We start from the raw sequence: 22,530 nt of genomic DNA on the forward strand, positions 1-22,530 counted from the left end.
GATGGTCGACGCCAGGGACGAGCAGGACCCGTACATCGAACACCGCAGGCTGCTGTTCGCCACCGCCTACCGCATGCTGGGCAGCGTCACCGACGCCGAGGACGTCCTTCAGGACACCTGGCTGAGCTGGAGCACCACGGACCACGATGCGATTCGCCACCCCAAGGCCTACCTGGTGCGCACGGTCACCAACATCTCCTTGAACCGCCTCACCTCCGCACGGGCGACCCGCGAAACCTACGTCGGGCCGTGGCTCCCCGAGCCCCTGCTGACCTCCCCCGACATCGCCGCGGATGCCGAACTGGCCGACAGCGTCTCCACCGCGATGCTGGTCGTCCTGGAAACCCTCAGCCCCGTCGAACGCGCCGTCTTCCTGCTCCGCGAAGTCTTCGGCTACTCGCACGCCGAGATCGCCGAGACCCTCGAACGCCCCGAGCCGACGGTCCGCCAGATCGCCCACCGCGCACGCGAGCACGTCCAGGCCCGCCGCCCCCGCTTCGACGCCGACCAGGCCCGGCGCCGGCAGGTCACCGCCCAGTTCATGAAGGCGTGCGCAGGCGGCGACCTGAACGCCGTCATGGAACTGCTCGCCCCCGAGGTCACCGCCTGGTCCGACGGCGGCGGCAAGGTCACCGCCGCCCGCCGCCCCCTCCACGGCACCGACCACGTCGCGCGCTGGCTCGTGGGTTTCCTGGCCAAGCCCGAACTGGCCGCCCTGACCATGGAGCCGGCCGTCATCAACGGCGAGCTCGGTGTCCTGGCCACCCTCGGCGGACACACAGTCGGCGCCCTCTCGTTCGACCTCGTCGACGGCCGCATCCAGAACCTGCGCTTCCAGGTCAACCCCGAGAAGCTCAGCGGCCTGACCCTCGACAACAGCTTGGCGCTGCCCCGAAGCGGTCAGTTCTGAGGCATTACCGAGGGCCCCCTGGGCCGAGACGAGCCGCCGGAAAGGGCGCTACCCGTCGCTTACGACGCCGAAAGCGCCCTTGACGGAGCCGAGTTGCCCCGAACCCCTTCACCTGCGGGCGAATCGGCCCCAGTTGACCAAGGCAACGCGGCCTGGGCAGTGAAGGGCCGCCAGTTCGGCGTAAGCCCGGTGCGGGAGCGGGCCGTGGAGCGTCGTGGCCGTAGACGCGGCCGCGCAACCGCTGATCGTCTCCGCCCATCTGATCAGCGTCGCGGCCTCCCCTGACAACGCGGGCCCGCCCAACATCACCGTGGGCTGCCTGCGCCGCCCACGGAAAGCCGGCCCGGGTCAGGTGCGCCAGCATCCGAGCCAGCCGCCAGCCTTCCGCGCGGCCTGCTCGGCTTCCTCCTCATGGTGGAGCGATCCTGCTCCTGATGCTCAACCAGCGCACACGCCTCGTCCCATTTCCCAGCCGACCTCGTCTCGTCGATCAATGAATCTGGATAGCGGCGGCGACCACGAAGGCGTTGAGAGTGTCCTGCAACTCTTGTTCGCGTTCAGCCAGTTCGGTTCTCGTTGCTGCCGTACGGATCGGGCCAATGGCCTCGGAGGCCGATGCAGCAAGCCTGACAAGCGAGTCGTCTTCGGCGAGGAGCCGGACTCTGAACTGAGCGTTTTCTGCGGCGGCGCCAAGCCGGTCGCACTCGGTGAAGGCTTGTCGGGCCTCAGGGCTGTCGGCGTCTCTTCGCAGGCTGAACCACAGGGCAACTGTCCCCTGCTTGAGTGCCGTTACCGCTCCTGCGTAGGCACTGTAGGTCGTCAAACGTTCCTGGCGCAGTTGCAGGGAGCGGGCGAAAACCTCCGCTTGCGCACTGGAGCGGCGCTGGAAGGTAAAAGTGATGACGGATCCGAGCAGCGTTCCAGCAACAGCGATCAAGCTCGCCAGCACAGACTCCATATCCGCATCTCACCACCCAGGCGCACCCGCGTACAGCCATGGTTCCCGCGAGCGCCTCCCCGGCTGCCGCGGCAACTTCCCTCCGACAGTGCCCTCTTGCCTCATGAGTCCCGCACGGCACCGGTCGGCCGGGGCTCTCCGCTACCGTCGAAGTGGTGTCGGCTCAAGACCGGGGGAACACATGATCGGACCGAAGGTCAATCCACAAACCCCGTCCACGAAACCTGAGCCGGCATCCTCCCGGCCACCCTCTGCGACTCGACGGACGACGGACTCCTCGTCTCCTCGTGGGCAGGCACCAGTGGCACAACCACGCCCGGACCCGCCTGCGCGCGGGGCCAGTGCCCCGGCTCGGCCGGTGGCCGCAGAGACCGTCCGCGGCGGAGCCCTGAAACCTGTCAGGCCGCCTGTCGACCTGCGCGGCATGCGCAACGCGGGGCCGGGTCCGGAGCCGGGGCAGGAACGGAGCCGGGTGCAGCAGGCACGACCAAGGACGGCGGCCCCAGAACCCGGCGGACGTGTCGATGCTGCGCCGCCGGCACCGGACGTCCGCATGTACTTTTTCGGCGCGATCTCCCACAGCCAGGTGGTGATCGGCAGCGGAACGGTCACACAGACGCAGGTGAACCAGTTCAAGGAAACCTACATACGGGGCACGGCGCGCACACCCGCTGAACCAGAATGTGCCTCCCCTACCGGAACGCCCGCCCCACCTCGCCGTTCGGCCGCGCAGCCGGTGGCGGCAACGCTCCCGCAGCAGCCCTGCATCAGCGCCGAAGTCTTCTGTCGCGTCTATCTGCCGCTGACGCTTGCCGAACTCCGGGCGCAAGTAGCAGCGCTGGGTCTGAGCCGCAAGGCCAGAAAAGCCCTACTGCAAGACATCGACGATCTGAGCCGCGCAGCGCACAGCATTCCTGTCGACATGACGGCCATCAACGCGGGGCTGAGTCGCGTCGAGAAGATCCTGTCGCCGACGCCACAGGTTGATGTCCCGCCTCCGGGCACGGGGCAGAGTACGCCGAAGCGGGGTGAGGACTCGTGACGGGAATGAACGGGCCGCAGTTCCACGGATCCATCCACGGAAGCCAGATCGCCATCGGCAACCACGACGTCTCACAGAGCCAGTACCTGCCCGCGAGCCCCGGGGTCGGCGACCTGGCCGAAGCGGTCGGCGCCCTCCTGGACGCGCTGGGACTCCTGGGCCTGCGTGCCGATGACGAGAGAGGTGTGCGTCAGGACGCGGAGGCGGCGCTGGACGAAGCGGCTCAGCAGGAGCCGGACGCCGGCCGCCTGCGCGGCCTGCTCGAGCGGATCCGGACAGTCCTGGTGCCCCTCGCGGCGGGCGCCACGGCGGGTGCCGCCGCCGGAGTGAACAGCGGGACCGCACAGTTGGCCCAGAGCCTCCTCGCCAGTCTCCAACAAGCCTTGCCCTGAGTGACGCTGTCGGCGACATCCCTTTTCTGGACGCCTCCGGCAAATGAGCCTCGGCAGCTGTGTACACGCTGCCGAGGCCCATATATCGAGCGTTGCCCGGCCCTGCGCTAGAAGGTCAGGTTCCAGGCGTCGATCTTGCCCGTGTCGGAGGCGGCGTTGTCGTTGACGCGCAGCTTCCAGGTGCCGTTCGCGACCTCCGAGGAGGCGTCCACGGTGTACGTCTGGGCGATGTTGTCGGCGCTGCCGCCGGCGTGGTTGTGCAGCGTGTAGACGGTGCCGTCCGGTGCCACCAGGTCGACCTTCAGGTCACCGATGTAGGTGTGCTTGATGTCCACACCCACCTTGAGGGTGGCCGGAGCGTTGCCGGTCACGCCGGTGACGGCGATCGGGCTCTCGACGGTCGCGTTGTCGTTGACGGCGAAGTCCGCGAGGTTCTCGAAGTACTTGCCGGGCGGCGGGGTGGCTCCGACGGCCTTGAGGGCGTCGACCTGTCCCTCGCCGAAGAACGCGTTGTTGGCCGTCGTACCCGTGCAGCGGCTGTCCGAGGGGCAGGCGATGTCGTTGGCCTGCGTGGCCAGCTTGGCGCGGATCTGCGCCGGGGTGATGCCCGGGTTGGCGCTGGCGATGAGCGCCGCCACGCCGACCACGTGCGGGGTGGCCATCGAGGTGCCGCTCTTGCTGCCGTAGCCGCCGCCGGGGACGGTGGAGTACACGTTGCTGCCCGGAGCCGCGACGTCGATGACGCCCTGCCCGTAGTTGGAGAACGAGGCCTTGGTGACGCCCGTACCGTTGGCCGCGACGGTGACCACGCCCGGCAGCTCGGTCGGGATGTCGAGGCAGGCGTTGGTGATGGTACGGGTGACCGGCGTCGAGTCGTTCGGGCTCGCGGAGTCGGTCGTCTTGTGGGCGAGGTCGTAGTTCTCGTTGCCCGCGGCGGCGATCTGGAGGGAGCCCTTGCTCTCGGCGTACTCCTGGGCGCGCTTGACGCCCTCGATGATGGCGGCCTGGTCGATGTTGTCCGGGCAGTTGAACTGCCACGGGTCCGTGTAATAGCTGTTGTTGGTGACCTTGAAGCCGTGGTCACCGGCCCAGACGAACCCGCAGATGGTGTTCTCGGCGAAGAAGAAGGAGTTGCCCGGCTCGGCGACCCGCACCGCGGCGATCGTCACCCCTGGGGCCACGCCGACGACACCCTTGCCGTTCTTGGCCGCGGCGACGGTGCCCGCCACGTGGGTGCCGTGCGTGTCGACGTCCCGCCAGGCGCCGGCCCGGGTGTCGGGCTTGCCGTAGGCGCAGGAGACCGAGTCGGCCGCGTCGAAGTTGGGCGCCAGGTCCTGGTGCTGGTCGTCCACACCGGTGTCCAGGATGCCGACCTTGACGGAGGCGGAGCCCGGGTTCACGGCCCAGGCCTGGTCGGCCTTGATCTGGCTCATGTCGGCCCGGACCGGTTCCCCGGCCGGGGTCGAGGCCTGAGTCGGATTGGCCGGGAGCGCCGGGTCGTAGGCGGCGGCCGGGACGTCCGAGGTGCGCGTGGCGCCGACCTGCTGCACGCCGGCGACGCCGCGCATGGTGGCGGCGAAACCGCTGGACGCGGAGTGCGCGACGATCACGCCGATCGCGTCGAAGCTCGAGAAGACGGTGCCGCCGTTGGCCTCGATCGCGGAGCGGACCGCGGAACTGTCACCGGGGGCGGTGATCACGAGGTAGGCACGGGTGCCGGCCACCCAGGTCGCACTCCGGGCAGCCGCCACTGCGGCCGAAGCGGGGGCCTTGGCGGCCGGCGCGGGGGCCTTCGCGGCCGGCGCGGAGGGGGCGACGGGGAGCGTGCCCGCGAGGGCGCCCGGGGCACCCAACGCGAGGGTGGCGCCGAGGGTGGCCGCCAGCACCAGCGTGCGTCGGGATCGGCTGGATCTGTGGGGTATCAATGCGTCCTCCGAAGACGGCCCGGCCGTGCTGGTGGCACCGGCCGGACCGTACGTAACGAGTGGTGGATGCAAGATGTCAGGTGCATGCTCCTGTACGGAAGTACCTTTCCGTGCAGGGAAGTCATAAGGGCATGGCTGAAAAGTGACCTACCCCGGCTATCGGGGGGTCGGTTTACACCGGGAGGTCGGCGACGCCGAGCGCTCAGCCGGCCCGAAGACCGACCGCCAGCGTCAGTTCAAGGACCCGCTGCGGCGACCCGAGATCCGGAAACAGCTCCCGCAGCTGCGACATGCGGTACCGGACGGTCTGGGGATGGACGAACAGCGCCGCCGCCACCTCGTCCCGCCTGCCGTGGTGCAGCAGCCACGCGCGCAACGTCTCCTCCAGCCGCCGCGCGGTCGCCACCGGCAAGGCCCGCAACGGTGCGAGGGCTCGGGCACGCAGATCTGCGAACGCGTCCATGTCGGCGCTCAGCACCAGCTCGGGCAGGTGGTCCTCGGTGTCGCGGATATCCGAGGAGAGGGAGCGCGCGCGCAGGGCTCGTGCGTACGAGGCGGACGCACGCGTCCATGGCCGGGCCGGGCCGACCACGGCGTTGCGGTCGGTCAGCTGCCTCAGGAGATGTGGTCGGTCGGCATCGGGAACGAGCAGTACGCCGACGGCGTCGGGCAGATCGTCGAGGACGAGGGTGCCCGGGTCGAGCGTGCGGTAGGCAGGCCGGGCCTGGGCGGCGGGCAGCAGGACCGCGGTCAGTGAGACCGGAGGCTGCCACCCCGCCAGTTGAACAGAGGCCAGCAGCACGTCCGGGCTCGCGCCGGTGAGGAGATCACGGACCAGTTGTTCCAGGTGGCGCTCATGAGCCCGCCCCCGGGCGCCCAGTTCGTCGGCGTGGCCCGCGGCGCTCGCGGCGGAGAGCTCGTCGATGTAGGCGAAGGTCAGCTCGGCGAACTTGGCGACCTCGGCGGCGGGCAGACCCGCGGGGACGGCACCCGCTGCCAGGCATCGCCAGGCCACGCGGGCCCCGACGCGGTAGGCGCTGAGCAGGGCGTCCATCGAACGGCCGTCACGCACCTCGCCGCGACCAAGCTCGTACGCCGCGTCACCGGCGTCGCCGCCCGTGGCGTTCCCGCTTGCGAGGTCCAGGTAGTGGCCCAGGGCGGTGCGGACGGCCCGGCGGATAGTGGCGCCCATGCGGCCCGAAAGGGCGTTGGCGTAGGGAGGGACCTCGTCGATGATCGCCTGGACGATCTCGTCGGCGGTGGACCTCAGCGCGGCCCGAAGTACGGTGACCGTCGTCTCATCCAGGGCCAGTTCGGTGGCTCTTCGCATCACATGGCTCATTTTTTGTTCCCTGCGAACAATTCTGCCGACCAGATTCACGTCCTGCGGACAGGACTTTACGCCCTGAGGCGCAGCAAGCTGGACTCATGACGAGTACAGCCCTCCGCACCAGGGCGTGGAAACTGCTGGAGATGGTCACGACGCCGCTGCTGCCGTCGGACTACCTCGACCTGGTCAGCCCGCTGCGTGCGGGCGCCGACCTGCGGGGGCGCATCGAGGCCGTTCACCCCGAGACACGTGACGCCGCGACCGTCGTGATCAGACCGGGACGGGGCTGGCGCGGCCACACGGCCGGTCAGTACGTGCGGATCGGGGTCGACGTAGACGGCGTGCGCCTGTGGCGTGCCTACTCGCTCACTTCGCCGACGAACCGCCGGGACGGCCGCGTCACGATCACCGTGAAGGCGATCCCGGACGGCAAGGTCAGCAACCACCTGGTTCGCAGGGCGGAACCGGGCACGCTGATCCACCTCGACCAGGCCACCGGGGACTTCGTACTGCCGCAGGCGAAGCCCGCCAAGGTGCTCTACCTGACGGCCGGCAGCGGCATCACGCCGGTGATGGGCATGCTGCGCGACAACGAGTTCGACGACGTGGTCTTGGTCCACTCCGCGCCCCAGCCGCAGGACGTGATCTTCCGCAGCGATCTGCACGACCTGGTCGCGGACGGGAAGCTGCGTCTCGTCGAGCTGCACACCGACACCGACGGCATGCTCGACATCGCCCGTCTCGACGAACTCGTGCCCGACTGGGCCGAGCGCGAGACCTGGGCCTGCGGGCCCGCGGGCCTCCTCGACGCCGCCGAAAAACACTGGAGCGGTCACGGCGTACCGGAGCGCCTGCACACCGAACGCTTCCGCGCCGGCATCGCCGTCGACGGTGGCGGTAGCGGTGGCGAGGTCACGTTCAGTACCACCGGCAAGACCGTCGACGCGGACGGCGCCACGCCGTTGCTGGACGTCGGCGAGGAGGCCGGCGTGCTCATGCCGTCCGGGTGCCGCATGGGCATCTGCTTCGGCTGCGTCACACCGCTCAAGGCGGGCGCCGTCCGCGATCTGCGCACCGGCGAGATCACCGAGGCCGAGCCGGGCGTCCTCATCCAGACCTGCGTGTCCGCCGCGGCGGGCCCCTGCGACATCGAACGGTAGGAACACCTTGACCGCCATCGACCCCACCGCCCACCTGACCGCGGAGCAGATCGAGGAGCTCGGCCGCGAACTGGACGCGATCCGCGACGAGGTGATCGCCGACCGCGGCGAGAAGGACGCCGCCTACATCCGCAAGGTCATCTCGGCGCAGCGCAAACTCGAGCTGGTCAGCAGGGGTGTCCTGTTGTTCTCGATCTTCCCGCCCGCGTGGTTGATCGGCACCGCCGGTCTGTCCGTGGCGAAGATCATGGACAACATGGAGATCGGCCACAACATCCTGCACGGCCAGTGGGACTGGATGCGGGACCCGAAGATCCACTCCACCACCTGGGAGTGGGACCACGTCTCGCCGGCCGACCAGTGGAAGCACTCGCACAACGAGCTGCACCACACGTACACCAACGTGATCGGCAAGGACAACGACCTCGGCTACGGCATCATGCGCGTCGACGAGGACCAGAGGTGGTACCCGTTCCACCTCGGCCAGCCACTGTGGAACTTCATCAACGCCTGCTTCTTCGAGTACGGCATCGCCGCGTACGACCTGGAACTCGGCAAGAACCTGCGCAAGCGCCGCCGCAACAACCCGGAGTTCCGCGCGCGGGCCAGGGCCGTGGGCCGCAAGATCCGCAAGCAGGTGCTCAAGGACTACGTGATCCACCCGCTGCTGTCGGGCCCGTCGTTCCTCCCCACGCTCGCCGCCACGTTCACGGCGAACCTGGTCCGCAACATCTGGACCCACTCGGTGATCATGTGCGGGCACTTCCCCGAGGGCGTGCAGGTCTTCGAGCGCCGGTCGATCAAGGGCGAGACGCGCGGTCAGTGGTACCTGCGCCAGATGATGGGCTCGGCGAACATCAGCGGCAGCAAGGCCATGCACTTCATGAGCGGCAACCTGTCCCACCAGATCGAGCACCACCTCTTCCCGGACCTGCCGAGCAACCGGTACGCCGAGGTCGCGGTGAAGGTGCGCGCGTTGTTCGAGAAGTACGAGCTGGAGTACGTCACCGGGCCGCTGCCCAAGCAGGTGTTCTCCGCGTGGCACAAGGTCTTCCGGCTCTCCCTGCCGAACAAGAAGCCCAAGGACACGACGCCGGACCGCGAGCAGGAGCTCGTCGCGGCCTGATACCCAGACCGCGACAAGTTCACCGGGGTGAGCCGGCGGCGGCACAAGCCGCCGCCCGCGGCGACACCCCGGTCTCCGCCGTCGTCACCGTCCGGCTGCTCAGCTCAGTTGCTCGGCCAGTCCGACGATGACTCCCTCCGGGCCGCGGACGTAACAGAGCAGATGACTGTCCTCGAACCGGGCGATCCCGCCGAGGAGTTCGGCGCCATGAGGGCGCAGTCGGGCAACGGTGTCCTCGATGTCGTCGACGGCGAACATGACCCGGTGCGTGCCCAGAACGTTGTGCGGCCGGTTGCGCGGCCCGGCGCTGATCGCCGCGGGGCTGCGGTACTTCGCCAGTTCGAGCCGGCTGTGACCATCCGGGGTCCGGACCATCGCGATGTCACAGCGGACGCCGTCGAGTCCGGTGCACTGGTCGGCGAAGAGACCCTCGATCTGTGCCCTGCCCTCCAGCTCCATACCGAGTTCCACGAAGAACGCGATGGCGGCATCCAGGTCCTCGACGACGATACCTACGTTGTCCATCCGCTCAATCGCCATGCGATTTCCTCCTTCTTCGCCGCTGTTGTCCCCGGGACGGAACCGGTGGCACGTTCTCGACATCCTGGGACCGTTCGACTCCGAAAAACCTGAACCACGCCTCAGCGTCCCTGGATCAGACGGCTTTATTCGGTTGCCGTTCCTTGTGTCCGCCCCTCACCATGGGCGCGACACCGGGAGCCGCCCGGTGCTCCACGAGAGGAGGCACGACCGTGACCACGACTGTCCTCGGCCTGCCCGCAGACCGCTTCCGTCTCACCTCATGGAGCACCTCCAGCGATGTCTCACGACAATCTCTCGCAGCACCCGCAGCACCTTCAGCGCCCTGAACACCCGGCATTTCCTGGCGCCTTCGGCGACGACGGCCACCGGCACATCGCGCCGTCGGACGACCTGAGCGACGTCGACCCACGGTTCGTCTTCGACTTCCGTTCCTACGACGAGCTCGAGGACGGCCAACGCTGGTCGACCTGGCTCAGCGTCGAACCCCTCTGCCGAGGCCCCGAGCCTCTCCCGGACTGGGTGGTGACCTCGCAGGGCGCGATCGACACCGAGCTCGGCGTCCTCAAGACCGGCAAGGAGGCCGACGTCCACCTCGTCGAGCGCTCCGACCCGCTCGACGCCGCTGCCGGCGTGGTCATGGCGGCCAAGCGGTACCGGTCCCCCGAGCACCGCAGCTTCCACCGCGCCGCGTCCTACACCGAGGGCCGCTCGATGAAGCGCTCACGGGACGAGCGGGCCGTCAAGCGCAAGAGCACCTTCGGCCGACAGGTCGCGGCCGGTGAGTGGGCGGTGTCCGAGTGGGGTGCGCTGGTGCGGTTCTGGAATCTCGGGCTGCCGGTCCCCTACCCGGTCCAGATCGACGGCACCGAGATCCTGATGGAGTGGATCACCGTCGTCGACGAGGACGGCACCGTCGGGACCGCGCCCCGACTCGCCCAGACCCGGCCCTCACCCGAGCTGCTGGCGGCGTATTTCGAGCAGCTCACCGACGCGCTCGCGACGATGGTGCAGAACGGTGTCGTGCACGGCGACCTCTCGGCGTACAACATCCTGGCGGCGGGTGAGCGGCTGGTCATCATCGACCTGCCGCAGATCGTCGACCTGGTCGGCAATCTCAACGGGATGGGCTTCCTCCAGCGTGACTGCGCCAACATCTGCGGCTGGTTCCGCTCGCGGGGCCTCGATGTCGACGAGCAGGCGCTGTTCGCGGAGCTGATGGCGCACGCCTTCTGAACCGGGGCGTGGTGCGGGTCGGGTGGCCGACCGGCCTCGACTGCGGGTCGAGGCCGGCGCCACACCACGAGTCCGCCAATTCGCTTCCCACGAACGTGGGTTCAGCGAGTCGAACGCTGGATCAGTTCGTACATGGCCGACGTGGACTCTCCGGTGATCATTGAGTAGGAGCCGACCGACCAGAACTTTCCGGCGCGGCCTGTCGGCGCCAGGGCCTCGACGTCGTACGCCTGGGTCTGGCCGCCGGGGACGGCGTCACCCTCCACTGAGGTCCAGACGCCGTCGCGCAGGCGCCAGTAGAGGGCAGTGCCCTCGTAGCCGTACGGGTCGCCCGAGACCCAGACGGTGCCCTTGCCGTCGCCGGTGACGGCATTGGCCCACAGTCCGTCGACCGGGCCGGTGACGTCCCGCCAGGTGCGGCCGTTCCAGTGGAGCACCCGGGTCTTCTGCGGTTCGTCCTCGACGTACGGGGCCAGGGCGGTGACCCAGACGCTGCGGGCGGACTCCTGGTACACGGCCGTGACCAAGAGGTCATTGCCGGCGGGCGCGGTCTCGGTCCACGAACGGCCGTCCCAGTGCATGAGCACGGACCGGCTGGGCTGGCCCACGTACGCGAACTGCCCGACCGCCCAGGCGTCGTCGGAGGTGCGCGCCTCGATGGCGTTAATGAAGAGGCCGTCCGGGAGAGGTGTGCTCTGCCAGACGCCGTGCGCGTAGGAGTTGATCGCGGTGTCGCTCACCAGCCAGACCCGGCCGGGGGCGGCGGCCAGTTTCGCGTTGCCGTAGCCCTTCTCCTCGGGCAGCGGCGCCTCCTTCCACTGCTTGCCGTCGAAGTGCGCCAGCGTCTCGCCCTGCTGGTCCCAGCCGTAGGCCCACACATCGCGCGCGGACACTCCGTCCACGGCATGCCATACGCCGGTCTCTCCCACGCCGGGGGTCGACTGCCGCTGCCAGGAGCTGCCGTTCCAGCGCAGGATCACGCCCTTGCCGACTGAGCTGACGTACTGGATTCCCACCGCCCAGGCGTCGTTCGGGCCGACGGAGGCGATGTCGAAGAGCGCGGACTCCTTGAGTGTCCCTGCCAGAGAGGTGTGCCAGGCCGGAGCCGAGGTCCGGCCGGCGGCGGGTGGTGCCGCGGATTCCGGAACGTCCGCCGCCGAGACGGCGGCTGGGGCGACGGTCACGGTCGCCCCCGTGAGCGCCGAGACGACCGCGATCTTCAGATAGGTGCCTGTCTTCATGACTGCTCCCCGTTGTCAGCGAGGGTGCCCCCGTGAACCCTGTGAGCCGCCCCCGTCACTGCCCGCTCACTCATGAGACCGTCCACTCCGGCGGACGGTTGTATCAGCGGCACGCGTAAATCGGCACGGCAGCTGGAAAGCACGAAGCGTCGGTGGAAGTGGAAATTGTGGGATCATCGGTCGCATGATTGAAACTTCACCGCGGAAGGGCGACCAGCGCCCCACCCGATGACGTGGCCGGACGAGGCCGTGGCCGACGGTACCGCCACGACGCCCGCCCACCCCGCCCGTGTCGCGCTCTTCGAGGCCGTACGCGCCGAACGCACCGGCTCCGTCGCCACCCGGCTGCTCCAACTCGCGCACGCGGACAGCCCCTTCGTCCGCCGCGAGGCCTTGGATCTCCTCGATTCCATGGCCCACGAGCGGCCCTGGCCAGAGGCGGTCAACGCCGCAGAGGCCCGGCTCAGCGACCCCGACGACGAGGTGCGGCGCCGAGCCGCGTACCTCTTCGGCCGCTGCGGGCAGGCCGGCCTGGTTCTGTCGGCCCTCGTCGAACTCGCCGATCCTGTCGTACGGACCATCCTGGCCAGGGCGCTTGGTCCGGCCGCCGCCCACCTGACGGACGATGACCTCGCGTCGGTCCGCTTCCTCGCGCACCTGGAAACGCTGCGGTCGGCACCACCCACGCGATGGCGTGCCCTGGACGCCGCGCTCCTCCACGACGCCAAGGAGGCAGCCCACCACCTGGAGGACGCCGGGCACCTCTGGGGGGAGGCCCTGTACCGGCTGAGGCGCGAGCATGCCACGTACGCCCTCGTGCCCCGGCTCCTCGCCGATCCCGCCACCCGGGACATCGGCGCCGATCTGGCCCGCGAGGCGTGCCACGACTGGCGGGCGGCCCCGGTCAGGCTGCTGCCGCTCCTCGTCCGCCACTACCGCCATCGGCCCACGCCGGCTCTTGACGCGGCGCTCGTGACAGCCGAGATCTCCGAGGCAGCGAGGCGGACGCACGGCGCGCTCCTCACCGAAGTCCACCGCACGCCCTCCCCGAGGGCCCGCCGCAGGCCGTCCACCACACCGGCGTACGACAGTGTGTCCGCCGCCGCGCTCCTCGCCGCCAAGCCTGTGGGCACTACCCGCCGCGCTTCTCGCCGCCAAGCCTGTGGGCACTACCCGCCTCGCTCACGCCCCGGAGATTTTCGCTGCCCTGCTGGACGCCGGTCCGCTGTCCTTCCGGCAGGCGGCGCAGTTGTACAACCTGACCTTTCGTCACCCCGGGCGCTCGCAGGCGGAGTGCGCCCCGTTGTGGCTGCGGCACGCCGGTCCGTCCGCGGTGTCCCGGGTCCTCGCGCTCATGACGCCGCATCTGGCCGACTACGGGTTCGGCGAGTACTACCTGGCGGGTCTCGCCCGGATGGGCGCTCACGCACGACCCGCGCTGCCGGCCGTGACGGCGCTGATCGACCGGCGTACCCGCATCCCCGTCAACGACTCCACCCGCGACGCGGAGATGAGACTGGACGAAAGCCTGCTGGCCGCCGCTCTCGACACGCGCTGTGCGATCCTCGGCCGGGCCTCTCCCTAGTGGCCGCCGCCTCAGGTGGGTTCCCACGGACCGGTGGCGGCACTCACGCGTCGCGGGTGAGCGCCGCCGCGGCGCTGTTCACAGCGCGCGCTATCCCCTCGCCTTCTCGTACTTGAGGGACCTTCCCTCGTTCAGGCGCTGGATCAGGTCGTAGGCGGCGAGGGCGAGAGGCATGAGGTCAGCGGTGTGCAGGTCCGCCTTCATCCTTCGCAGCTCGGCGACCAGGGCGACCTCCTCCTTGCCCGACCTGCCCACCCTGTCGTCCACCGAACCGAGCGCGCCGAGTGAGCCGTGGATGTGGTCCCAGTCGTCCTTGCGGTCGCCGACCTGGTTCTTCTCCGCCTCGGTCAGGTGCTTGTAGTTCCGCAGCAGGTCCTTGCCGACCGGTATGCCCTTGAGCCATTCGGCGCGGGTCAGCGGGATCTCCCGCTGCTCGCGATGGCCGGCGTCCCCGTGTTCGACGGCCCTGGAGTACAGCTGGTCGTTCCCGTCCTCCGGGAGACCGGTCGCCTTCAGGGCGAACGCGGCGAACCTGTTCGGGTCCTCGCGGAAGTACATCCGCAGTGAATGGGGCAGCAGCGTGAAGTTGTGGGCGAAGGAGGTCCGGGACATGAGCCCGCCCGCGATCGACTTGGAGTTCGGATTGATCTCCAGATCGGAGCCGTAGGAGAGATAGCTGCCGATCAGGGTGATCAGTCCGACCAGCCCGTCCGTCGACTCGCCCCTGATGCTTTCCTGCGGAAGCCTCTTGGCCTGTGCCTCGGCCGACTGACGGATGCTGTTGGCGGTGCCGACGGTGGTTCGGTGCAGATCCTGCTTGGCCTCCCTGCGCTGTTCGTGGGCGGACCGTCCCAAGATGTGGGGAGCCTTGTTCGGCACCTGGAGGTACTCCAGCAGCCGGGGCAGCTCGTCCAGCTTGAAACCGCCGGTCATCTGAGGCTCGTAGAGGAGCGCGCCGCGCAGCGGGAACACCATGAACCCGGGGCTCCCCTCGAAGCCTTCGACCTGGACGTCCTCGAGCAGGAAGGACTCCTCGTTCTGCCGGGCGTCCATGGCGGCCGAGACCCGGGTGATCGCGTCCATCACCTCGACGACATCGTCCCTCGTGCTCAGCGGATCGGTCACCCATTCCAGTCCCGAGCCGCCTGTCGGGCTGACGTCCGAGGTGAGCCGGTAGTTCTTGCCGCCGCCGACACTGCCCATCTTGGGAACGTCGCGGCCGCGGATGGGGGTTTCCCTGATCAGCTTCTTGCCGAGCAACGGGAGTTCGACGGTGGCCATGAGCTCGTCGTAATCGTGAGAGGCCTCCTGCCGCAGCCGCCCGAGCCGCGCCCTGCCCTCGGCGGTGAGCTGGTACTCGTCGGGGTTGCCTCCGGCCACGGGGGCGAGCCACCTGCTTTTCAGATCCGCTGCCGACATGGCCTTTTCGGTATCGTCCCGGAGTTCGACGCGATACCGCCGTTCGGCGATCGTCGCCAGCACCTGCGTGCCCCGGACGGCATCGCGCTCGGAGACCTCGTTCTGGTAGTTCTGCTCGTCCTCCGCGGTCAGGTTGTTGTGATCGCGCACACGCCACTGCGACTCGAACTCGAAGCCCACTCGGCGCTGGATCGCCGCGCGGTGGACGCCGTCGCCCTCGTGCTCCTCGCCGTCCGCGGCACAGCGGTGAACGCTCTGGCCGCGGGCCACCCGGGCGCCGACGTCGGACGCCTCGCGCTCCCATCTGCCGTCCGGGTTGCTGAGGCCGGCAGGGGCGTCGCGCTGAGTGGTGTGGTGGATCTCGTGGGCCATCGTCTCGACATCGCGCAGGACGCTCGCGCTCTGGACGACGATGTTGCTGCCGACGGTGTACGCCTTGGCGTCGATGCTCGCGGCGGCCTGCTCGTCGACCGAGACCCTGACATGGTCGAGCGTGGTACCGAAGGCCTTCTCCATGGTCGTACGGACACCGTCCGGCAGCCGACTGCCGCCACGCCCGGCCGTTCTCGCTGCCTCCCGCACGGTACCGGGCCTGCTCGCGTCACCGCCCCCGAAGGCCTGCACGGCGCTGCGGCCCTGGCCGGCGCACACGCCGTCCTCTCCGCGCTCGATCATCCGTGCGACGGCCGCGTTCCCGATCGCTGGCTGCAGGGCACCGGGCGAACCGGCCAGCAGCGGTCTGCGGCGCCCGGCGACGGCCGTGCCGGGGCTGCGGACGGGGTTCTGTGGCTTGACCTGTTCGCGGTCGGGGGCCGTGTTCCGTCGAGACTCCGTGGTGCGCCGCATGGAAGATTCCGTTCGAACGAGATCTCTTACATCGCCTCAGAACGCGACTCTGCCCCAGGAACCGCCGGGAGGGAAGGGCAAAGTGACCGGACCACGGGCCAACGCGCGTTGCCCGAACGGTCATTCAGGCCACCGCGTCGATGCAGACGGTCGTCATGTCGCGAGTTCCTTGCTGATGCGGTCGAGGTCGAAGTCCCGTTCGCGCAGGGTGGCGAAGAAGGTGTTCCCGTCGCCCTCGTCCTGGCCGATGTCCAGGTGCTGGTGGATACGGGCCGTGGTGCCGGGCGGTCGAGGATGTAGCGCAGACCCGAGGAGTCCTTGCGGTTGACGGAGTCGGCGATGTGCACGTGCTGGAGCTTGCCACCCCCGACCCGCCTCGGCCACGTCCTCGCCGCCGCCGCGCCCAACCCCATCCGCCTCGCGGATCAGCCGAGGTCGGCCATACCCAGGCGCTCGGCGAGTTCGTGGGCGCTGATGCCGTACGTCTCCCGGATGCGCATGCCGTCGGGGCCGACGTCGAAGACACCCCAGTCCGTGTAGACACGGCTGACGCAGCCCACGCCGGTGAGCGGATAGGTGCAGTGGGGGACGAGCTTGGGCTCACCGGAGCGGGTGAAGAGCGTCATCATCACGTAGACGTCCTTGGCGCCGATGGCGAGGTCCATGGCCCCGCCGACGGCGGGGATGTCGTCGGGCCTGCCGGTGTGCCAGTTGGCGAGGTCGCCGTTGACAGCGACCTGGTACGCCCCGAGGACGCAGACGTCGAGGTGTCCGCCGCGCATCATCGCGAAGGAGTCCGCGTGGTGGAAGTACGACGCCCCCGGCAGCTCGGTCACCGGTACCTTGCCGGCGTTCGTCAGGTCGGGGTCGACCGCGTCGCCCTCGGCCTTCGGGCCCATGTTGAGCATGCCGTTCTCGGTGTGCAGCACCACCCCGGAACCGGCCGGCAGATGGTCGGCGATCTTGGTGGGCTGCCCGATGCCGAGGTTGACGAAGGAACCGGACGGGATGTCGCGTGCGATGACGGCGGCCAGTTCGTCCATGGAGAGCTGATGGTCGGCGCTCGTCGGTGCCCCGGCGTGCGTGCGACCGCTCGACGTGGTGGTCATCGTGCCCCCTGGACGGTGTAGTGACGGGCCTTCACCTGGACGACCCGGTCGACGTAGATGGACGGGGTGACGACGGCCTCGGGGTCGAGCATCCCGGGCTCGACGACCTTGTCGACCTGGACGATGGTCGTCGTCGCGGCCGTGGCCATGACCGGGCCGAAGTTGCGGGCGGTCCTGCGGTAGACGAGGTTGCCCAGCGTGTCCGCCGCATGCGCGCCGATCAGCGCGTAGTCGCCCTTGATGGGGTACTCCAGCAGATACTTACGGCCGTCGATCTCCCGCTCCTCCTTGCCCTCGGCCAGCGGTGTGCCGACCGCGGTCGGGCAGTAGAACGCGCCGATGCCGGCGCCGGCCGCGCGCAGCCGTTCGGCGAGGTTGCCCTGTGGCACGACTTCGAGCTCGACCTTTCCCTCGCGGTAGAGGCCGTCGAAGACCCAGGAGTCGGCCTGGCGCGGGAAGGAGCAGAGCACCTTGCGCACCCGGCCGGCGGCCAGCAGTGCGGCCAGTCCGACCTCGCCGTTGCCGGCGTTGTTGGACACGATGGTGAGGTCCTTCGCGCCCTGCCGGATGAGCGCGTCGATCAGATCGAACGGCATTCCGGCCAGGCCGAAGCCCCCGACGAGGACGGTGGAGCCGTCCTGGATCCCGGCGACCGCCGCATCGGCGCTCTCGACGAACTCCGCCCTGCTCATCGGTCCGCCCCGGTGACGTCGCAGTTCTCGAGTACGACGGCCAGGCCCTGACCGACCCCGATGCAGATCGCGGCGACTCCGTAGCGCTGCCTCGTCTCCCGCAGCACCTTGGCGAGGGTGGCGAGGATGCGGCCGCCCGAGGCGCCCAGCGGGTGGCCGATCGCGATGGCGCCGCCCTTCTGGTTCACGATGCCCGGGTCGATCTTCCACGCGTCGACGCAGGCCAGCGACTGGACGGCGAAGGCCTCGTTGAGCTCGACCGCGCCCACCTGGTCCCAGCCGATCCCGGCCCGGGCCAGCGCACGGTTCGCGGCCTCGACCGGGGCGTAGCCGAAGGTCTGCGGCTCCAGTGCCATGACGCCGCGACCGGCGATACGGGCGACCGGCTCGGCCCCGATCGTGGCCGCGGCCCGTTCACTGCCCAACAGCACGGCCGAGGCACCGTCGTTGAGCGGGCTGGCGTTGCCCGCCGTGATCGTGCCGCCCTGCTCCGGCGTACGGAAGGAGGTCCTGAGACCGGCCAGCACCTCGGGGGTGGATCCTGCTCGGATGCTCTCGTCGTGGGCCAGGTCGACGCCTTCGACCGGTGTCACCAGATCGTCGTAGAAGCCCGATTCCCATGCCTCGTGGGCGAGTCGGTGGGAGCGGGCGGCGAACTCGTCCTGCCGCTCGCGGGAGATCCCGAAGCGTTCCCGGAGCTGTTCGTTGGCCTCGCCGAGGGCGACCGTCCACTCCTTCGGCATGCGCGGGTTGACCAGGCGCCAGCCGAGCGTGGTCGAGACCGCGGTGACATCGCCTGCCGGGAACGGCTTCGCCGACTTGGGCAGCACCCATGGCGCCCGCGTCATCGACTCCACACCGCCGGTCAGCACCACCTCGGCGTCGCCGGACTCGATCGTCCGGCTCGCCGCCATCGCCGCGTCGAGGCTCGATCCGCACAGCCGGTTGACCGTGGTGCCCGGCACGCTCACCGGGAGCCCGGCGAGCAGCGCGGCCATGCGGCCGACGTTGCGGTTCTCCTCACCGGCGCCGTTGGCGTTGCCCCACACCACGTCGTCGATCGCGGCGGGGTCGAGATCCGGCACCCCCGCGAGCGTCGAGGTGATCGCGGAAGCGGCGAGGTCGTCGGGTCGGACACCGGCCAGTGCGCCGTTGAAACGGCCGAACGGGGTCCGCGTCGCGGCGTAGATGAAAGCACTCATGACAACGACGCTAGCCCCGGGTCACAATATTCTGAAGTACACATATCCGAGCCGATTGATACGGACGACATATGGATCTGCGTCACCTGCGGTACTTCGTGGCGGTGGCCGAGGAGCTCCACTTCGGTCGCGCCGCCGAGCGGCTCCACATGGCCCAGCCGCCGCTCTCCCAGCAGATCCGCCAGCTGGAGGCCGAGCTCGGCGTCGATCTGCTCCATCGCACCACCCGGCGCGTCGACCTCACCGAGGCCGGGCGGGCGTACCTGGAGCGGGCACGCGCGATCCTCGCCGACATCGACGAGGCCACCCATCACGCACGCCGTGTCGCCGCCGGTACGGTCGGCCACCTCGCGATCGGGTGCGTGGGATCGGCGACGTACAGCCTCCTGCCCGCACTCTCCCGACGGCTCTCGGAGGAGCTTCCCGGCGTCGACTTCGCCTTCCGTGGCGAGATGCTGGCGCCCGACCAGGTCGAGGCGCTGCGCTCCGGCGCGATCGACGTCGCGCTGCTGCGTCCGCCCGCGGCCGACCTCTCCCTCACCGTGCACACCCTGCGGCGGGACCGGCTCGTCGTCGCCGTACCGGTGGACCATCCCCTGGCCCGCCGGAAACGACTGCGCGCCGCGGACCTCGCCGGTGCGGATCTGATCGTGCACTCCGCCGACCGCCGGTCGGTGATGTACGACGTCGTCCTGGGCCTCCTGCGTGACGCCGGTGTCGAGCCGCACATCCGGCACGAGGTCGGCGAGACGTCGACGCTGGTCACGCTCGTGGCCGGCGGTCTCGGCGTCGCGGTCGTACCCGAACCCGTGACCGCACTCGCGCTCGACGGGGTCGCCTACCTACCGCTGACCGGGGCGGACGCCCGCGTGGAACTGGCCGTCGCCCACCGCGCCGACCGTTCGGAACCCCACCTGGCCCGAACCGTGGGGATCATCCAGGCGACGGTGTGAGACATCGCCGTCAGTGAGGAGGCACCGGGGCCCTGGCCCCGTGCGCACGGGGCCAGGGCCCCGCGCTACATGTTGATCATGTGGCCGGCGAGGCCGTGGAGCGCTTCCTTGACCGCTTCGCCGAGGGTGGGGTGGGCGTGGACGTTGCGGGCGAGTTCGTGGACCGTGAGGTCCCACTGCTGGGCCAGGGTCAGCTCGGGGAGGAGTTCGGTGACGTCCGGGCCGATGAGGTGTCCGCCGAGAAGCTCGCCGTACTTGGCGTCGCTGATCAGCTTCACGAAGCCAGTCGCGTCGCCCAGGCCGTGGGCCTTGGCGTTCGCGGTGAAGGGGAACTTGGCGACCTGGACGTCGTAGCCCTTCTCCCTCGCCTGCGCCTCGGTGTAGCCGAAGCTGGCGATCTGCGGCTGGCAGAAGGTGGAGCGCGGGATCATCACGTAGTCCAGTTCCATGGTCTCCGCGTCCGCGATGGTCTCGGCGGCGACCATGCCCATCGCCTCGGCGGCGTGCGCGAGCATCAGCTTCGCGGTGACGTCGCCGATGGCGTAGATGTGCGGGACGGACGTACGGCAGCGGCCGTCGACGTCGATCGCGCCGCGCTCGGTGACCCGTACACCGGTGTTCTCCAGGCCGTAACCGGTGACGTTCGGGGCGAAGCCGATCGCCTGCAGGACCTTGTCGGCCTCCAGGACCTGCTGGGCACCGTCCTTGCCGGTGACCGTGACCCGGACCTGCGGGCCGGACTCGTCGATCGACTCGACGCGGGTCGAGGTGAGGACGTCGATACCCAACTTCCGGTACTGCTTGGCCAGTTCGGCGGAGACCTCGGCGTCCTCCAGCGGGGCGATCCGGTCCAGGAACTCGACGATGGTGACCTTCACGCCGTAGTTGCGCAGGATGTAGGCGAACTCGACGCCGATGGCCCCGGCGCCCGCGATCACGATCGACTGGGGCAGGTCCTCGGCGAGGATCTGCTCCTCGAACGTCACCACACGCGATGTGCGGCGGGTGCCGGGCAGCAGCTTGGGAGTCGCACCGGCGGCGATGATGCAGTGGTCGAAGCCGATGGTGCGGGTGTTGCCCTCGTAGTCGGCCACCTGGATTGTGTGCGCGTCGAGGAAGGTGCCGCGACCGCTGACTTCCGTGATCTTGTTCTTCTTCATCAGGTAGTGGACGCCCTTGACCCGGCCGTCCGCGACCTTCCGGCTGCGGCTGAAGGCCTCCCCGTAGTCGAAGGAGACCTCCCCGTCCACCTTGATGCCGAAGGTCTTCGCCTCGCGCGTGAAGATGTGCGCGAGCTCGGCGTTGCGCAGCAGGGCCTTGGTGGGGATACAGCCCACGTTCAGACAGACGCCTCCCCAGTACTTCTCCTCGACGACCGCGACGCGCTTGCCCAGTTGGGCGGCCCGGATGGCGGCTACGTACCCGCCGGGACCCGCACCGAGAACGACGACGTCGAAGCGCTCACCCTGCTCGTCCATGGACGGCTTCCTTTCCGCTGGGGCGGCCGGTCCCGGCGAGGGGCCGATCCGCTCCCGATCGAACAACTGGTCAATTAACCGGACAACGGTTCTCCGGGCGTACGTTTTCAGCGTCCCGGCGTCGTGATCTATGCCCGCCCGGTCATCATCGACGGTGGGCCGCCGCCCCGTCGACTTCGCGCAGTCCGGCTTCGGCGGCTCCGAGCCTGAGGGTCTCGAGACCGAAGGCGGCGACGGGGCCGTGCGCACCAGGCTCGAGGACGGCGTCCGGCTGCGCCGCGTGGACGGCGCCCCAGGCCAGGAGCGCTCCCGTCATCTCGTACGGATCGGGTCCGGTGAGTGCTGTCACGGCCAGGGGCCGGCCGTGGCCGTCGCGGGCGACGGCGATCACCAGGGAGCGGCCGTCGGTGTCGGGCTCGCGCTGCGATCCCGGGAGCTTCTCGGACCAGCGTGCCAGCGCCGCCCGTACCGTCGGCGAGCGCAGCAGGGGTGCCTGGATCGTGGCGGCGAGCTGTACCGGGCGCGTCCACCGTCCGAACCAGCCCAGGCCCACCTCGACGCTCTCCAGCTGCGGGAAGACCTCCGGCAGTCCCAGATGTTCCGTGCCCGGGACGGTCATCGCCGTTCGTTTCACGCCGCCGTAGTGGAAGGTACGCACCCGCTTGCCCGTGCGCTCGTCGACCACCCGGGCGGCGGCCCAGGGGCGCGGGCTGCGGAAGGCGAACCCGTCCTCGGCCGCCGCACCGACGAGCGTCTGACGAGTGCCTCCCGTGGTCAGGGTGAAGGAGTCGCGCAGGGTGCTCTGGTAGAGCAGCTCGTCCCCGTGTCCGGAACGGGTGATGAAATAGCCGGTCTCCACGTGGCGTGCCCGCTCGCCCGCCCGGGTCAGGGCGAGGGCTCCGGCGAGGTTGCCCGGCACGTAGTCGTACCCGAACGCGGGCACGAGGGTCGCGCCACGGACGGACGCGACGGCGTCCAGTTCGAAAAGCACACGCCGGGCGAAGGTCCCCTCCCCCGTCGAGTCGAAGTAGTGTGCCCCCGCCCGCGCGGCGGCCGTGGCCGTGGCCATGCCGAGCCGCATGAAGGGCCCGATCGTGGAGAGCACGACATCGGTGGGCTCCAGGAGGCGCGTGAGGTCGGCCGCCGAGGTGACGTCGGTCTCGGCCACCGGCAGTTCCGTCTCCAGGCGGTCGGCCAGGGCCAGCATCCTGGTCCGGCTGCGCCCGACGAGGGTCGGTTTCTCTCCGCGTGCGAGCAGTTCCCGGAGCACACGCTGCCCGGTGTACCCCGTCGCGCCCAGCAGCACGATCCTGCGCTTTTCCACGGCTCCGCCTGTCTTCCGGAGGACACTGTCGGACGTCCATCGAATGACTTCGAGTCATTCAC

20 protein-coding genes and 1 pseudogene are annotated in these 22,530 nt (G+C 69.6%); 8 read left to right on the top strand and 13 right to left on the bottom strand.

What is annotated here, in order from left to right; all coding sequences use genetic code 11:
• Position 1: 1 nt before the first annotated feature.
• Complete coding sequence (locus PV396_RS09180) at positions 2–910, top strand: RNA polymerase sigma-70 factor (protein ID WP_319202374.1); 909 nt, start codon at positions 2–4, stop codon at positions 908–910.
• A 490-nt stretch (positions 911–1,400) separates the two neighbouring features.
• Here the strand turns inward: PV396_RS09180 and PV396_RS09185 are convergent, their stop codons facing one another.
• Positions 1,401–1,868 (bottom strand): hypothetical protein, encoded by a 468-nt coding sequence (locus PV396_RS09185; protein WP_319202376.1) that lies wholly within the window; start codon positions 1,866–1,868, stop codon positions 1,401–1,403.
• A 553-nt stretch (positions 1,869–2,421) separates the two neighbouring features.
• On the opposite strand from PV396_RS09185, the gene PV396_RS09190 reads away from it, so the two are divergent.
• Positions 2,422–2,910 carry a hypothetical protein gene (locus tag PV396_RS09190; protein WP_319202378.1) on the top strand — a complete coding sequence of 163 codons (489 nt, stop codon included), beginning with the start codon at positions 2,422–2,424 and terminating at the stop codon, positions 2,908–2,910.
• A gap of 5 nt (positions 2,911–2,915) precedes the next feature.
• On the top strand, positions 2,916–3,302 hold the full coding sequence (locus PV396_RS09195) for a hypothetical protein (protein ID WP_319202380.1): 387 nt from the start codon (positions 2,916–2,918) through the stop codon (positions 3,300–3,302).
• 107 nt (positions 3,303–3,409) lie between these two features.
• On the opposite strand, the gene PV396_RS09200 is transcribed toward PV396_RS09195, so the two are convergent.
• Both PV396_RS09200 and PV396_RS09205 read right to left on the bottom strand, forming a co-directional pair.
• The gene (locus PV396_RS09200; protein WP_319202382.1) at positions 3,410–5,188 is read right to left on the bottom strand and encodes a S8 family peptidase; all 1,779 of its coding nucleotides are present in this window, start codon (positions 5,186–5,188) and stop codon (positions 3,410–3,412) included.
• A gap of 241 nt (positions 5,189–5,429) precedes the next feature.
• Positions 5,430–6,569, bottom strand: a complete 1,140-nt coding sequence (locus PV396_RS09205; protein WP_319202384.1) for a helix-turn-helix domain-containing protein — start codon at positions 6,567–6,569, stop codon at positions 5,430–5,432.
• An 86-nt stretch (positions 6,570–6,655) separates the two neighbouring features.
• Between PV396_RS09205 and PV396_RS09210 the strand changes: the two genes are divergently transcribed.
• Entirely contained in the window at positions 6,656–7,717 is a 1,062-nt protein-coding gene (locus tag PV396_RS09210; RefSeq protein WP_319202385.1) for a ferredoxin reductase, read from the top strand.
• A gap of 7 nt (positions 7,718–7,724) precedes the next feature.
• On the top strand, positions 7,725–8,843 hold the full coding sequence (locus PV396_RS09215) for an acyl-CoA desaturase (RefSeq protein ID WP_319202387.1): 1,119 nt from the start codon (positions 7,725–7,727) through the stop codon (positions 8,841–8,843).
• A gap of 99 nt (positions 8,844–8,942) precedes the next feature.
• Here PV396_RS09215 and PV396_RS09220 read toward each other — a convergent pair whose 3' ends face one another.
• A complete protein-coding gene (locus tag PV396_RS09220; RefSeq protein ID WP_319202389.1) occupies positions 8,943–9,383 on the bottom strand; it encodes a VOC family protein in 441 nt (146 codons plus the stop codon).
• Positions 9,384–9,662: 279 nt separating this feature from the next.
• Here PV396_RS09220 and PV396_RS09225 point away from each other — a divergent pair, with 279 nt between their 5' ends.
• Positions 9,663–10,619: a serine protein kinase RIO gene (locus PV396_RS09225; protein WP_319202391.1), complete on the top strand. Its 957-nt coding sequence runs from the start codon at positions 9,663–9,665 to the stop codon at positions 10,617–10,619.
• A 101-nt stretch (positions 10,620–10,720) separates the two neighbouring features.
• Here PV396_RS09225 and PV396_RS09230 read toward each other — a convergent pair whose 3' ends face one another.
• Entirely contained in the window at positions 10,721–11,860 is a 1,140-nt protein-coding gene (locus PV396_RS09230; protein ID WP_319202392.1) for a hypothetical protein, read from the bottom strand.
• A 66-nt stretch (positions 11,861–11,926) separates the two neighbouring features.
• Positions 11,927–12,895: a hypothetical protein gene (locus PV396_RS09235; protein ID WP_319202394.1), complete on the bottom strand. Its 969-nt coding sequence runs from the start codon at positions 12,893–12,895 to the stop codon at positions 11,927–11,929.
• Between the two features lie 127 nt (positions 12,896–13,022).
• Between PV396_RS09235 and PV396_RS09240 the strand changes: the two genes are divergently transcribed.
• Positions 13,023–13,445, top strand: coding sequence for a hypothetical protein (locus tag PV396_RS09240; RefSeq protein WP_319202396.1), 423 nt, complete (start codon positions 13,023–13,025; stop codon positions 13,443–13,445).
• A 90-nt stretch (positions 13,446–13,535) separates the two neighbouring features.
• On the opposite strand, the gene PV396_RS09245 is transcribed toward PV396_RS09240, so the two are convergent.
• The 5 genes and pseudogenes from PV396_RS09245 to PV396_RS09265 all read right to left on the bottom strand — a co-directional run bounded on the left by PV396_RS09245 (position 13,536) and on the right by PV396_RS09265 (position 18,713).
• Complete coding sequence (locus tag PV396_RS09245) at positions 13,536–15,710, bottom strand: DUF4157 domain-containing protein (RefSeq protein WP_319202398.1); 2,175 nt, start codon at positions 15,708–15,710, stop codon at positions 13,536–13,538.
• Between the two features lie 153 nt (positions 15,711–15,863).
• Positions 15,864–16,084, bottom strand: a pseudogene (locus tag PV396_RS09250) (sugar phosphate isomerase/epimerase); the annotation flags it as partial.
• A 51-nt stretch (positions 16,085–16,135) separates the two neighbouring features.
• Entirely contained in the window at positions 16,136–16,819 is a 684-nt protein-coding gene (locus tag PV396_RS09255) for a 3-oxoacid CoA-transferase subunit B (RefSeq protein ID WP_319202400.1), read from the bottom strand.
• On the bottom strand, positions 16,816–17,511 hold the full coding sequence (locus tag PV396_RS09260; RefSeq protein WP_319202402.1) for a 3-oxoacid CoA-transferase subunit A: 696 nt from the start codon (positions 17,509–17,511) through the stop codon (positions 16,816–16,818). Before PV396_RS09260 ends, PV396_RS09255 begins: the two co-directional genes overlap by 4 nt.
• Positions 17,508–18,713, bottom strand: coding sequence for a thiolase family protein (locus tag PV396_RS09265; protein WP_319202404.1), 1,206 nt, complete (start codon positions 18,711–18,713; stop codon positions 17,508–17,510). Before PV396_RS09265 ends, PV396_RS09260 begins: the two co-directional genes overlap by 4 nt.
• 71 nt (positions 18,714–18,784) lie before the next feature.
• On the opposite strand from PV396_RS09265, the gene PV396_RS09270 reads away from it, so the two are divergent.
• Positions 18,785–19,666, top strand: a complete 882-nt coding sequence (locus tag PV396_RS09270; protein WP_319202406.1) for a LysR substrate-binding domain-containing protein — start codon at positions 18,785–18,787, stop codon at positions 19,664–19,666.
• Between the two features lie 65 nt (positions 19,667–19,731).
• Here PV396_RS09270 and lpdA read toward each other — a convergent pair whose 3' ends face one another.
• Entirely contained in the window at positions 19,732–21,144 is a 1,413-nt protein-coding gene (lpdA, locus tag PV396_RS09275; protein ID WP_319202408.1) for a dihydrolipoyl dehydrogenase, read from the bottom strand.
• 145 nt (positions 21,145–21,289) lie between these two features.
• Entirely contained in the window at positions 21,290–22,468 is a 1,179-nt protein-coding gene (locus PV396_RS09280) for a saccharopine dehydrogenase NADP-binding domain-containing protein (RefSeq protein WP_319202410.1), read from the bottom strand.
• Between the last annotated feature and the right edge of the window lie 62 nt (positions 22,469–22,530).

Source organism: Streptomyces sp. ME02-8801-2C, from assembly GCF_033793965.1.
GTDB lineage: Bacteria > Actinomycetota > Actinomycetes > Streptomycetales > Streptomycetaceae > Streptomyces.

Bases quoted from the DNA above. Each gene is read 5' to 3' on its own strand.
- PV396_RS09245 (WP_319202398.1), bottom strand. From the start codon at position 15,710: ATGCGGCGCACCACGGAGTCTCGACGGAACACGGCCCCCGACCGCGAA.
- PV396_RS09225 (WP_319202391.1), top strand. From the start codon at position 9,663: ATGTCTCACGACAATCTCTCGCAGCACCCGCAGCACCTTCAGCGCCCT.
- PV396_RS09205 (WP_319202384.1), bottom strand. From the start codon at position 6,569: ATGAGCCATGTGATGCGAAGAGCCACCGAACTGGCCCTGGATGAGACG.
- PV396_RS09195 (WP_319202380.1), top strand. From the start codon at position 2,916: ATGAACGGGCCGCAGTTCCACGGATCCATCCACGGAAGCCAGATCGCC.
- PV396_RS09210 (WP_319202385.1), top strand. From the start codon at position 6,656: ATGACGAGTACAGCCCTCCGCACCAGGGCGTGGAAACTGCTGGAGATG.
- PV396_RS09190 (WP_319202378.1), top strand. From the start codon at position 2,422: ATGTACTTTTTCGGCGCGATCTCCCACAGCCAGGTGGTGATCGGCAGC.
- PV396_RS09185 (WP_319202376.1), bottom strand. From the start codon at position 1,868: ATGGAGTCTGTGCTGGCGAGCTTGATCGCTGTTGCTGGAACGCTGCTC.
- PV396_RS09180 (WP_319202374.1), top strand. From the start codon at position 2: ATGGTCGACGCCAGGGACGAGCAGGACCCGTACATCGAACACCGCAGG.
- PV396_RS09270 (WP_319202406.1), top strand. From the start codon at position 18,785: ATGGATCTGCGTCACCTGCGGTACTTCGTGGCGGTGGCCGAGGAGCTC.
- PV396_RS09230 (WP_319202392.1), bottom strand. From the start codon at position 11,860: ATGAAGACAGGCACCTATCTGAAGATCGCGGTCGTCTCGGCGCTCACG.
- lpdA (WP_319202408.1), bottom strand. From the start codon at position 21,144: ATGGACGAGCAGGGTGAGCGCTTCGACGTCGTCGTTCTCGGTGCGGGT.
- PV396_RS09260 (WP_319202402.1), bottom strand. From the start codon at position 17,511: ATGAGCAGGGCGGAGTTCGTCGAGAGCGCCGATGCGGCGGTCGCCGGG.
- PV396_RS09220 (WP_319202389.1), bottom strand. From the start codon at position 9,383: ATGGCGATTGAGCGGATGGACAACGTAGGTATCGTCGTCGAGGACCTG.
- PV396_RS09265 (WP_319202404.1), bottom strand. From the start codon at position 18,713: ATGAGTGCTTTCATCTACGCCGCGACGCGGACCCCGTTCGGCCGTTTC.
- PV396_RS09255 (WP_319202400.1), bottom strand. From the start codon at position 16,819: ATGACCACCACGTCGAGCGGTCGCACGCACGCCGGGGCACCGACGAGC.